Raw genomic sequence first — 11,529 nt, 5'->3', positions numbered from 1 at the left:
CATCCGCCGGCCCAGATCCCGCGTGTCGGACTCGGCGACCAGCCGGGTGAACAACTCCGCCTGCCGAGCCGCCACCGCATGCACCCGCCGGATCGCCACCGCCAGATCATCGTCGTTCAGCGCCGCCGCATCCACCTCACGACCCTGGGCGAACCCGGCATCCAAGGCGTCGAGCACCTCGAACACCGGATGCCCACCACCACCACCGGCCAGGTCCGCATCCTCGGCATCGCCGTGATCGCCGCCCTGGCCGGAACCGCCGTGATCGGCGCCGTGCTCATCCCGGGCGTCGCCGCCGTCACCCTGGCCGCGGCCGCCCCGGCGGCCCCGGTCGCCCCGGCCACGGTCGCTCTGGCCGGAGGTTTCCGCGGCCGTGCCCGCGAACCCGTCGGCGCTGCCGGATGCGCGCGAGGCGGACCCGGCTCCGGTAGCCTCGCCGGAGCCATCGGGGCTGCTGTGATGACTGGAGTCGAACATGCGTACCAGTTTAGATGATCTTCTTCATAGAATCCACACACATAATTAAGCTAACGGCAGAAGCCGGGGTTACACGGATACTGATGGCACATAGAAGGGCCATCAGCCATCATGCTCCGCCGTATAAGCGCGATCTAGGCGAATCAGGGTTCGAGGTGCCCGACTGGGTGAGAAAACACGGATCAGGCGCTAGACAAAGCAAGCACACACCCGCACGCGTGTTGTCAGCCCGCTGATCGCCAGCAGCTCAATCGCATACCCTGAGCCATCGTCCCGATCGTGGACGCCATCGCCCCGGTACACCGACCGGCGCGACGACGCGGGCTCACAGGGCTCAGTGATCGGTGATCCAGCGGGCGGCGAGCAGGCCGGACCCGGCCGTCAGGACAGCCGCAGCGATGACGGTCGCATTCAACCCCAGGGTGTCGGCGAGGATGCCTGCGACGAGCGCACCCACTGCATAGCCGATGTCGCGCCAGAAGCGGTACGTACCGAGGGCGTTGGCCCGCCAGGCGGGGTGTGCGTGATCGGAGATGGAAGCGATCAGAGCCGGGTACACCATCGCGGTACCGATACCGAGCGCCACCGCGGAGAGGACACCGGCCAACAACGGGTCGGCCAGCAGCGCCAAGGCAAGTACGAACCCGACGGCCTGGACGAACATGCCGCCGACGATCAGAGGTTTGCGACCGATACGGTCGGCGAGATGCCCGGTGGGAATCTGCCCGACGCCCCACAGCAGCGGGTACAGCCCTTTGATCAAGCCGACGGCGGCGAGGCCCAGGCCGTGGTCGGTGAACAGCAGCGGAAAGACACCCCACGTGAGGCCGTCGTTCAGATTGTTCACCAGGCCCGCCTGACTGGCGCCGCGCAGCGACCGGTTGCGCCAAGACGTGCGGGCGAACGTCGCGGCGAACCCGTCAGACCGTCCTGATCCGGCGGACGTGCGGTGCTGCGCGAGTTCAACGGCGACGTGCCCGCCCGTGTCTCGGACAACCACCGAAAGCGCGAGTCCGCCGACGACGAAAACCGCGCCGATCAGCTCGGGTACGGGTCGCAGCCCGTAGGCCGTGGCGAGATAACCGGTGAGCAACGCGGTGGCACCGACGGCGACATAGCCGGCGGCCTCATTCAAGCCGGTGGCCAGGCCGCGCCGAGCAGGGCCGACCAGGTCGATCTTCATGTTGACCGTCATCGACCAAGTCAGGCCCTGATTGACACCGAGCAGCACGTTCGCGGCGACGATCCATGTCCAGGACGGCGACCACGCCAAGACGAACGGGACGGGCACGCCGATGAGCCAGCCCGCGATCAGCAACTCCTTGCGGCGGAAGCGGGCCGTGAGCGCACCGGCGGCCAGGTTGGTCAACGCCTTGGTGAGACCGAAGGCGATGATGAAGGAGAAGACGGCCAGGTCGCTGGTCAGACCGAACACGTCGCTGCCGATCAGGGGAACGGTCGTCCGCTCCAGGCCGACCAGGCCACCCACGGCGATGTTGACGACGACGAGCAGGCTGAACTGCAGCCAGTTCTCCCGCAGGCCGAGACGTACGGGGCGGTCGGCGAGGCCCTCCTGGCGATCACGGCTCACGCGCTACTGCCTTCGCCGCTCTCCAGACGCACACCATGCGCGGCGCCGAACTCCCCCGGCCCTCCCTTCAGCACGGCAAGGTCGCCGTGGCCTGCGCGTTCGAGGAGACTCGCCGCGGTCATGGCGCGCTCACCATGGCCGCACGCGACGATCGAGCCGGCCGGCACGTCGTCGACGCGTTCAGCCACGTCACCCAGTTCGATGTGGATGGCGCCCGGCACGTGGCCGGCAACGTATTCCGAGTTCTGACGCACATCGACGTACGGTCCGGCCGGGGCCTGGTCAGCGGCGACGAACGCGGTGGTGGCCTGCGCATGCCCGTCCGCAATCCAGGCGTCCATACCGCCGCTGAGCCGCCCGGCCAGCCGCTCGTAGCCGATCTTGTACGCCTGCCAGACGATCTCGCCGAGGTCCTGATCGTCATCGGCGACGACGACGAGCGGCACACTGTCCGGCAACAGCCAGCCAAGCCAGGTGGCGAACTGGCCGCGCAGTGGGATGGACACGGCACCCGGGATATGGCCGGCGGCGTACTCGGCCGCCGGGCGGACATCGACGACGTGGCCTCCATCGGCGAGCAGGGCTTTCACCTGACCCGAGTCGAGTGTTGCCAACACAGGACTGGCGGTCAGGATCTCGGGGCCGCGCCGATTGACCTCGGTGAGGCGATCGAAATAATCGGGATAGGAGCCGAGGCTGCCGGTCAACTGCTGCACGAACGTGTCCTGGTCCGGGGCGGCCAGCAACGGATTGTGAAGCTTCTGCGCCCCGATCGTCGTCGTGCGCTCGGCACCGGGCGGCGCCGAGCAGAACGAGCCCGCGCCATGCGTCGGCCATACCGCCGTCGCGTCCGGCAACGTGGTCAGCCGGTTCAAGGAGCGGTACTGTGCACGAGCCAGTTCCTCGGTCCGTTCCGCCCCGAGCAGGTCGGTGCGCGCGGCAGAGTTCACGATCAGGGAGCCACCGGTGAACACACCCAGCTCGCGGCGGCCGTCGAGGAGCAAGAAGGACAGATGCTCATCAGTGTGGCCAGGCGTAGCCAGCGCCCGCAGTGTCAGCCCGCCCAGGTCGACCTCGTCACCGTCGGCCAGGCCACGATGCGGGAACGCACGATGCCCGGCGACCGAAGCCAGCACGGTTGTGCCCTGGTCATGGCCGAGTTGGACGGCGCCGGAGAGGAAGTCGGCATGCAGATGCGTATCCGCTGCGTAAGCGACGGTCAGGCCGCGCGAACGTGCCACCTCGTGCACGGCGCGCAGGTCACGGCTGACGTCCACCGCCAGGGCCCGGCCGTCGCCGAGGTCGACCAGGTAGGCGCTGTTACCCAGGCCCTCATCGACCAGCGCAATCAGATGATCGTCGGCGAAACCCATGGCGCTCCCTCAAGGTCCGGTGTGTTTCGAACGTCGTGTCATCGCAACTCGCGTCCTGAGATACAATATTCCATAGATTTATGGAGGATGCCATGACTGATGCCACGACGGTAGGTTCGAAGACGCACCTGTATGAGACGTTCGCAGCCACGGGCAAGGCCCTGGCCAGCGGAAAACGCCTGGAACTACTCGATCTGATCGCGCAGGGCGAGCGCACCGTCGAGGCACTGGCCACGGCGGCGAGATTGAACCTCACCACAACGTCGGCGCATCTGCAGACACTCAAACAGGCGGGACTCGTCCGCACCCGCCGCGACGGAGTGCGGGTGTATTACCGGCTGGCCGGCGACGACGTCGCCCGCCTGTTCGCCCTCCTGCGCAAGGTCGCCGAGAACCACCAAGCGGCCGTCCCCGCCGCCCGGGAGGCCTACCTCGGGGACGACGGAGCAACCGAGGTCACTCAGGAGGAGTTGCACGCTCGCATCCAGGCCGGCGACGTCGTCGTCCTCGACGTGCGCCCGGCGGAAGAGTACCGGGCCGGACACATCCCCGGCGCTGTCTCGATCCCGGTCGACCAGCTGGCTGATCGGATCAGTGAGCTACCTTCGGACACCGAGACCATCGTGTATTGCCGCGGCGAGTACTGCGTGCTGGCCTACGACGCGGTCCGGATGCTCGCCGATCGCGGACGGCGGGCGCTGCGCCTACACGACGGCATGTTGGAGTGGCGGCTGGCGGACCTACCCGTGCACACCGGAGATCCCAGCCCGCCGCAGCGATGGTTGTGAGTTTCACTCAATGAACGATCAGTACCAGTTCGATAACGGACACTCGCGCTTCGCTTCGTCCCCATTTACCTTGCAACAAAGATCAGCGTTGGCAGGAGGGGGCACTGAAGATGATGACCAACCAGCCAATCGGCATGCATCGCCGGGAATTCGGTCCGCATGTGGCACATTTCAGCGGCAATGTGGGCTTGTTCGTGGAGGCCATCGAGCCGAACTACGAAGACTACGACGACTACAGCGCACTGTGGGATTCGGCCTGGTTAGACGCCGAACGCTGGCTCGAAGCCCACGGCTGGTTCGTGCTCGGATTCCATGACGGCGACGACGACGGGCCTCGCGAGATAGGCCGCCTGGGTGATTCCTGGGTGCTGATGTTGCTCAGGGAAGGCATGGATGAACGCGACATCGATCCCCGGGAGTTACGGGAGCTGATCGACAGCATCGGTGTCACCGGATTGGCGGCTGCGTGAGTGGTCGTCTCAACGACGATTTCCGTGCGCGGCTCGGCGCCAAACTGCGGGCGACGCGCCAATTCAGACAGCTGACGCTCCAAGAGGTCGAACGCCGTACCGGTGGCGACGTCAAGTACACGGTGCTCGGATCCTACGAGCGAGCCGACCGTTCACCGAGCATCGAACGGCTCCTACAACTGGCTCGGGTGTATGACGTGGACATCACCGATCTCTTGCCCGACGCTGACCGTGAGAGAAAGGCGGTTCAATCATCGGAGTGTCCATACTGCCACCAGCCGATCTACGTCGTACTGCTCGCCGCGGAACCTACCGGTGACCACGGCGAGGTGAACCTGTGACGGGAGAGCCCACGATGTGAGCTCTCCCGTCGTCACCGCGAACCCGCTCCCCGATTCTCCCCTGCTCAGTTGCTCAAGGCAGCGATCACGGCGTTGACCACGGCCGACGGCTGCTCCAATGGACATATGGCTAGCGTTGACATAGCTGAGCTCGGAGCGGTCCGCTACCACCACGCAGTATCTGCGTCCCGCGCTGCGGCACTACCCCGTGGTGCGGTGGACGCGTCCGCAGTAGTTCGTTGAGCTTCGCGAAGCCGCGCTCGAGATGGGTTTCGCCGGGGCGATGTCCGGCCCCTGGGTGAGGTCGTCCTACCGCGCGAGGAGCCTCTACGCAGACGCTGCGGCGCGCCGGTAGCGAGAGAATGTCACCGTGATCGAGTTGTTCAGTGGTCTGATCCCTGTCCACTACCGATTCATCTATTTGACGAGGATGGGGGAATATCCGAAACACGACGAAGCTAGACGTGGACAGAGCAACGGATTGTGCGGCGCCGCCACGCCTCACCAGTTGGTGTTGATCACCGGGCTGCATACCGGGCAGGTATCGCTCATGGCCGAATGGCACCCTACCGAGCCATCGCTTGACTCGTCGTGGGAGGACGTCGTCGAGGTCTCCTTCGACGTCCCTCAACGAGATCTCGTACTCGCAAGCTTCGAGTACCACTGCAGCGTGGACGTGCCCGCCGTCGGCACGCACCGTGCGCGCTACAGTGCGGACTCCATGGATGCCGCGAAACACTTCGATCAGGTGTCGCACAGAGACCTCGGACCCGACAGTTACCTCTTGCAGTTGTGGCCGGCGCCTAGCGAGCCCGACAGGATCGTGCGCCAAACCAGCCACTTCGCGGCCTACTGGCACGCTCTAGCCCAAGGCTCGTGAAGGCGTGCGAGCCATGAACGGTGACACGACAGCCGCTCAGCGGTGCTCGACGAAGCCGACGTCGAGGAAACCGACGGCGGCCGCGTCGGTTGGATCGTCGCCGGTCCAGCACCACAGTCGGCCGGCCGCCCAACCCTCGGGCAACGCGGTGCGGATGGTGACCGGCTCACTGACGACGAAGGGCTCGACGGCGACCGGGCCCGCCTCAGCCTCGACCTTCGCCTCGTCGCCGAGCCACGGTGCGCCCGCAGACGTCCATGCCGCCTTCACGACGGTCCGCAACGACGACGGGCCGTGATGCGAGATTCGGACGGGAACGTCGAACTCATCCGTGCCGGGCGCCAGGTCGGTGCCGGCCGCGATCGGTTCGACGTCGAAGATCAGCGTGGTCGGTGCGTGCACGATGGCCGGGTCGAATCCGCCTAGATCCTTGCGGGTGCGGTCCGCGTAGTACAGCCCTGCGGTCTCATGCTCGACGTCCGTCAGCTCGGTGTAGACGTACCCGCAGACCCGAGCGTGACGTCGCAGCTCCTGAGTCTGCCAGCGCAGGTGCCAGCCGCGTTCCAGGCTGGTGAAGCCGCCGCCATACTCTCCGTTGAGGTAAGGCACACCGGTGCGAGGCACGCCGTCGTCCGCATAGATCGCCTTGTGCTCGACATGGTCAGGACCCAGCCGCACCGGGAAGGTCTCGCGGTCGGCCGCCAGCTCTGCGAGCGTATGCGCCCACGACGACGGCGACTCGTCGTAGTAGTGCCAGTCGACGAGGTCGGTCTTGACGTGGGTCCACCCCGAGTTGTCGACGATCGGCCGGGTCCGGTCGAGATCGGCGAGCAGATCGTAGGCACGTCGCAGCGCGTCCTTCTTCTGTATGTCGCCGGGGACCTCCCAGTCCAAACCCCATTCCTCGTTGTAAAGGCCCCAGATGATGATGGAGGGGTGGTTCCCGTCCCGATGCACCATCGGCGCGATCTGCTCCTCGAACGCGGCGACGCCGTCGGGGGTGAACCGGCTGGTGCACGCGGGTTCAGCCCACACGAGGATGCCCATCCGATCCGCACCGTGCAGCCAGAGTGGATCCTCGAGCTTGAGATGCTTGCGTACCAGGTTGAAGCCGGCGGCTGCGGCCAATCGGAGATCGTCATGGAGCGCCTCGGAGGACGGTGCGGTGATCCCGGTGGCAGGCCAGTACCCCTGGTCGAGCACGCCGCGGACGTACAGCGGCTCGTCGTTGAGGAACAGCCGCTCGCCATCCGTCGTCACCCGGCGTAATCCGGTGTACGACGTCACGACGTCCGTTCCGTCCGACGAGTCAAGCTCGGTGGTGACCCGGTACAGGTAAGGGTTGGCCGGGCTCCACAGCCGCGGCTCGGTCACCGGTAGGAACACCCGCGCCGCGCCGTCGTCGCCGATCCGCGTCCGCACCGGCTCGACCGGTGCGTCGCCATCGATCCGGATCGTCACCTGGGCTCCGGCCGCGCACGGCCCTGCCGCCACCACGGTCGCGTCGATTCCGGTCAGCGAGTCGCCACGAAGATCGATCCGTTCGACGTACGTCGCCGGCCGGGCTTCCAGCCAGACTGTCTGCCAGATGCCGGAGCTCGGGGTGAAACTCACGCCGTCGTAGTCGTCGCGGGGAATGGAACGCTGCTTGCCATGCGGGATGGACCGCTTGTCGGCCGGAGCATGGACCCGGATCACCACCTCGGCGCGCGGGCCGAGGTCACCGGCGTCACCGAGATTGAGTTCGAACGGCACATATCCGCCGACGTGCTCGCCCACCGGCCGGCCGTTCACCCAGATCGACGCCTCGTGATGCACGGCGCCGAAACACAGGAAGACGTGCCGGCCCGACCACTCACCCGGGATGTCGACGACAGTTCGGTACCAGGCGGTCTCCAGCCAGGGACGCTCCACCCCAGACGCGGTGGTCTCCCAGGCGAACGGCACCAGGATGGTGTCCGGCCAGGTGCCGCTCGGGAGGTCATCCGGCGCCGCCCACCGGCTGGACTCGTCCGGCAGGAACTCCCAGCTGCCGTTGAGGTTCAACCAGCCGGCCGAGGGGCGCTCGCGATCCGGGCGCGGATACTCCGGGCGCGGGCAATCCGGCCGTGGCGCCGGCAGGGTCGAGGGATGCTGATGCATGGGTGTGAGGTGCCTTTCTGCAGAGGACGTGCGCGTCAGCCCTTGACGCTGCCGGCGAGGATGCCGTTGATGAAATGTCGCTGAAGCAGGATGAAGATCACGAGCAGCGGGATCAACGCGATCGAGCTGGCCGCGAGGAGCTCACCCCAGACGGTGGCGAAGTCCGCGCCGATCCGGTTGCCTGTGATGTTCTGTGCCAGCGTGGCCAGCACAACCTGGAGCGTCTGCATCGACTCCTGGGTGGTCACCACCACAGGCCAGACGAAGTCGTTGTAGATGTTCATGACCGTCAGCACGGCGAGCCCGGCCAGCCCGGGCCGGATCACTGGAACCACGATCCGCACGAAGATACGGAACTCGCCGCAGCCGTCCACCCGGGCGGCATCGAGCAGTTCGTCCGGCACGCTCGCGATCACCTGCCGCATCCAGAAGATCGCGAACGCGTCGACCGAGCCGGGCAGGATGAGCGCCTGATACGTGTTGACCCAGCCGAGCTCCTTCATCTGCAATAACAGCGGCACGATCAGGACGATCGTCGGCAACATCAGGGTCAGCAGCACCGCGCCGAAGATCAGGTTCTTCCCCACGAACCGATACTTCGCGAAGGCGAAGCCGGCGAGCGGCGCGAAGAAGAGCGTGATCGCGCCCTTGACCACCAGGACGACCGCCGTTGTCGCGAAGCCGGACGCGATCGGCACGTCGTCGAACATCGCCCGATAGTTGTCCAGGCTGAACGTGCTCGGGTCGAACTCCAGTGGGTCGGTGATGATCGACGCGGGCGGCTTCAAGGAGGACAGCACCGCCCACAGCACCGGAGCGAGAAACGCGACGGTCAGCAGGACGAGGAACGCGTGCGACGCCGCACTCCCCCGCCGACGCCTTGGCCGGCCGGAAGTCCGGGCCGAGTGGGACCGCCTCGGTGCGGCGCCGGTCGAGACAACGCTCATGGACTACTCACGCTCCCGTAGCAACCGGACGAAGAGCAGGGACAACGCCATCACGAGCACCACCAGGAGGAACGAGTTCGCCGCACCGGTGCCCAGGTCGGACCGGCTGATGTGGTTGTAGAGGAACAGGCCGGCCGTGGTGGTGGAGCCGTACGGACCGCCGTCGGTGACCACGAACGGCTCGGCGAACATCTGGAAGACCGCGAGGGTCTGCATGACGACGAGGAACATGATCACCCGCCGCACCAGCGGCACCGTGATGCTCACCAGCTGCCGGGTGCGCGAAGCCCCGTCGAGTTCGGCTGCCTCGTACACGCTGGCCGGAATGGACTGCAGGCCGGACAACAGGATGACGACCGCGAACCCCGTCGTCTTCCAGACGAAGAGCAAGGCCAGCGTCGGTTTGGCCCAGGTGGTCGATGTCAGCCAGTCGACGTCCGGCAGGCCGAACAGGTTGAGCGCACCGTTCACCGCGCCGTACTCGGTGTCGAACACGACGATCCACACCTGGGCCATCGCCACCAGCGGCGTCACGAACGGCACCAGCGCGGTGGTCCGGTAGAACCCACGCATGCGCAGCTTCGCGTTGTTCAGCAACACCGCCGCCAGCAGCGCGACCACCAGCTGCGCCGGCACGATGAGCAGCCACAGCACGGCAGAGTTCGCCAGCGAGGACCAGAAGCCCGCGTTGGTCAGCAGGTAGGTGTAGTTGTCCCAGCCCACCCACCGCGCCGCGCCCGAACCGCTCCAGCTGGTGAAGCTCAGCCGGAACGTGTACACCAGCGGATACACGCTGAATCCGAGGAAGAGCACCACAAACGGCAACACGAACGCATACGGAGCCAGCCGGCGGCTGCGCAGCGCCCGCCGGTTTCTCCCGTACGGCCGGCGCATTCGCGCAACACGGGTCGTCACCGTCGGTTCCCTGGTGGTCACGGTCACGAGCTTTCCCCTGACGTGTGCCTGGTCGCGGCCACTACTGGCGATCCACCAGGTTGGTCTGGATCTCCTCGGTAGAGCGCCGGATCACCTCGTCCGGTGTGAGATCGCCGTCGAACATCCGCTGCAGGTTGTTGCCGAGGTACTCCACCGCTCCGGCCCACCATCGCGGGATGGGGGTACCGCCGGGGATCTCGTTGCCGGCCTCGATCGCCACCGGCCACAGGTCCTGTCCGCCGAGCGCGTCGAGCGGCTCGAACAGCGGCCGGTCCGGGTCCGCGGCCGGCGCGTAGCTGGGCACCGACGTGTTCAGCCCGCCCGGGTAGACGTCGTTCGGGCCGTAGACAGCCTCATAGCCGACGGAGTCGAAGACGAGGAACTCGTAGAACAACCAGGCCAGCTCGGCGTTCTCGGCGTCGTTCGGGATGACGAAGCTGGATCCGCCCATCGCGCCGCTGCGGGCGCCGCCCTCGTCCCATGCGGGCAGCGGCATCGCTCGCCACTTCCCGCTGGTCTCGGGGAGCAGCTGCTGCGGCGCGAAATCCCACCAGATGGCCCATGGGACGAACACCTGCTCGCCGTTCTCCAGTGTGGCCAGGTCCGCCGGTCCGAGGTACTCGCCGCGAGCGCCGAGCCCAGCCTTGTTCACCTGGTCCAGCCACTCCAGGACCTGCCGGTACTCGGGCGAGTCGAGGCGCAGCTCGCCGTTCTCGTCCGCGAGGCTGGTGCCGAGCTGGCTGGCGAACATCTCCAGCCAGAGCTGGCTGAGGAACGCGTCCTGCTCCAGGTGGATCGGCGCCGCGTCCGGGTTCGCATCCTTCACCTGTTGGGCGGCGTCGTAGAGGTCGTCGTAGGTCTCGATCGACGACGGGTCGATCCCCAGCTGGTCGAGGATGTCCGCGCGGTAGAAGAGCAGCCCCGGGTTCAGGTCCCATGGCACTCCGTAGATCTGTCCGTCCACAGTGTTGACGTCGATCTTCTGTCCGGCGATGTCGTCCAGGTACGGCTCCAGCACTCCGGATAGGTCGTGCAGGTGCTCGGCGAAGCCGGCCACCTTGGCGTCGTCGAGGAACACACCGTCGGGCACGTCCGCGCCGGTGATCAGCGTGTTGGAGAGCTTGGCATCGATGTCGACGGCCTCGTGGTGCACGACGATGTCCGGGTACTTGTGGTTGAACTCGTCGATCGCGGCGTCGAAGACGTCGTACAGGTCTCCGGAACGATCCCAGATGGTGATCTCACCGGACGGCGAGTCGGCATCCGGCGCGGACAGGGCGCCGTCGCCGGAGTCCGAGGCGACGTCGGGGCCACAGGCGGTCAGCACGAACACGACCGCGCCGGCGCCCAAGATGTAGCGCTTCATGACACTCCTTTGTGACGAGCCGAACAGCGGATTTGCAACGTGGCAAAGACTGTAGCGCACTTTTGCCACGATGCAAACGCTAGACTGTGATCACTTCGACGAGTCGGGTCGGGAACTGGAGAGGAAATGATGTCTGACGTTAGGGCCCAGGGTCGATCAGTTGCCGGTTTCCCGGTTGGTTGTTCGTCCCGTTGTGCCCTTGGTCAGGTCAGTTCCGC

General features: G+C 66.4%; 10 protein-coding genes and 2 pseudogenes. 5 read left to right on the top strand and 7 right to left on the bottom strand.

Annotation, left to right across the window (positions count from 1 at the left end; all coding sequences use genetic code 11):
• From G1H10_RS31880 to G1H10_RS31870, 3 genes and pseudogenes are all read right to left on the bottom strand, one after another.
• Positions 1–477 (bottom strand): annotated as a pseudogene (locus G1H10_RS31880) (hypothetical protein); the annotation flags it as partial.
• A 334-nt stretch (positions 478–811) separates the two neighbouring features.
• Complete coding sequence (locus G1H10_RS31875) at positions 812–2,068, bottom strand: MFS transporter (RefSeq protein ID WP_163745320.1); 1,257 nt, start codon at positions 2,066–2,068, stop codon at positions 812–814.
• The gene (locus G1H10_RS31870; RefSeq protein ID WP_163745319.1) at positions 2,065–3,441 is read right to left on the bottom strand and encodes an MBL fold metallo-hydrolase; all 1,377 of its coding nucleotides are present in this window, start codon (positions 3,439–3,441) and stop codon (positions 2,065–2,067) included. The genes G1H10_RS31875 and G1H10_RS31870 overlap by 4 nt, the downstream gene beginning before the upstream one ends.
• A gap of 92 nt (positions 3,442–3,533) precedes the next feature.
• On the opposite strand from G1H10_RS31870, the gene G1H10_RS31865 reads away from it, so the two are divergent.
• From G1H10_RS31865 to G1H10_RS31850, 5 genes and pseudogenes are all read left to right on the top strand, one after another.
• Positions 3,534–4,229, top strand: coding sequence for an ArsR/SmtB family transcription factor (locus tag G1H10_RS31865; protein ID WP_163745318.1), 696 nt, complete (start codon positions 3,534–3,536; stop codon positions 4,227–4,229).
• A 110-nt stretch (positions 4,230–4,339) separates the two neighbouring features.
• Positions 4,340–4,699, top strand: a complete 360-nt coding sequence (locus G1H10_RS31860; protein ID WP_163745317.1) for a hypothetical protein — start codon at positions 4,340–4,342, stop codon at positions 4,697–4,699.
• Complete coding sequence (locus G1H10_RS31855; RefSeq protein ID WP_163745316.1) at positions 4,696–5,040, top strand: helix-turn-helix domain-containing protein; 345 nt, start codon at positions 4,696–4,698, stop codon at positions 5,038–5,040. The genes G1H10_RS31860 and G1H10_RS31855 overlap by 4 nt, the downstream gene beginning before the upstream one ends.
• A gap of 166 nt (positions 5,041–5,206) precedes the next feature.
• Positions 5,207–5,395 (top strand): annotated as a pseudogene (locus tag G1H10_RS35240) (lipoyl synthase); the annotation flags it as partial.
• Positions 5,396–5,410: 15 nt separating this feature from the next.
• Complete coding sequence (locus G1H10_RS31850; RefSeq protein ID WP_163745315.1) at positions 5,411–5,920, top strand: hypothetical protein; 510 nt, start codon at positions 5,411–5,413, stop codon at positions 5,918–5,920.
• A 36-nt stretch (positions 5,921–5,956) separates the two neighbouring features.
• Here G1H10_RS31850 and G1H10_RS31845 read toward each other — a convergent pair whose 3' ends face one another.
• The 4 genes from G1H10_RS31845 to G1H10_RS31830 all read right to left on the bottom strand — a co-directional run bounded on the left by G1H10_RS31845 (position 5,957) and on the right by G1H10_RS31830 (position 11,311).
• On the bottom strand, positions 5,957–8,062 hold the full coding sequence (locus G1H10_RS31845) for a glycoside hydrolase family 2 protein (RefSeq protein ID WP_163745314.1): 2,106 nt from the start codon (positions 8,060–8,062) through the stop codon (positions 5,957–5,959).
• Positions 8,063–8,097: 35 nt separating this feature from the next.
• The gene (locus G1H10_RS31840) at positions 8,098–9,009 is read right to left on the bottom strand and encodes a carbohydrate ABC transporter permease (RefSeq protein WP_163745313.1); all 912 of its coding nucleotides are present in this window, start codon (positions 9,007–9,009) and stop codon (positions 8,098–8,100) included.
• A 3-nt stretch (positions 9,010–9,012) separates the two neighbouring features.
• Positions 9,013–9,924, bottom strand: coding sequence for a carbohydrate ABC transporter permease (locus G1H10_RS34320; RefSeq protein WP_216853867.1), 912 nt, complete (start codon positions 9,922–9,924; stop codon positions 9,013–9,015).
• Between the two features lie 61 nt (positions 9,925–9,985).
• Positions 9,986–11,311, bottom strand: coding sequence for an ABC transporter substrate-binding protein (locus G1H10_RS31830; protein ID WP_163745312.1), 1,326 nt, complete (start codon positions 11,309–11,311; stop codon positions 9,986–9,988).
• Positions 11,312–11,529: the final 218 nt, after the last annotated feature.

The organism is Phytoactinopolyspora halotolerans (assembly GCF_010550675.1).
Classification (GTDB): Bacteria; Actinomycetota; Actinomycetes; order Jiangellales; family Jiangellaceae; genus Phytoactinopolyspora; species Phytoactinopolyspora halotolerans.
This window is presented reverse-complemented; position numbering and strand designations above follow the sequence as displayed.

What these genes read in the sequence shown, in the direction of transcription:
- G1H10_RS31830 (WP_163745312.1), bottom strand. Translation starts at nt 11,311, where the DNA reads ATGAAGCGCTACATCTTGGGCGCCGGCGCGGTCGTGTTCGTGCTGACC.
- G1H10_RS31845 (WP_163745314.1), bottom strand. Translation starts at nt 8,062, where the DNA reads ATGCATCAGCATCCCTCGACCCTGCCGGCGCCACGGCCGGATTGCCCG.
- G1H10_RS31870 (WP_163745319.1), bottom strand. Translation starts at nt 3,441, where the DNA reads ATGGGTTTCGCCGACGATCATCTGATTGCGCTGGTCGATGAGGGCCTG.
- G1H10_RS31860 (WP_163745317.1), top strand. Translation starts at nt 4,340, where the DNA reads ATGATGACCAACCAGCCAATCGGCATGCATCGCCGGGAATTCGGTCCG.
- G1H10_RS31865 (WP_163745318.1), top strand. Translation starts at nt 3,534, where the DNA reads ATGACTGATGCCACGACGGTAGGTTCGAAGACGCACCTGTATGAGACG.
- G1H10_RS31840 (WP_163745313.1), bottom strand. Translation starts at nt 9,009, where the DNA reads ATGAGCGTTGTCTCGACCGGCGCCGCACCGAGGCGGTCCCACTCGGCC.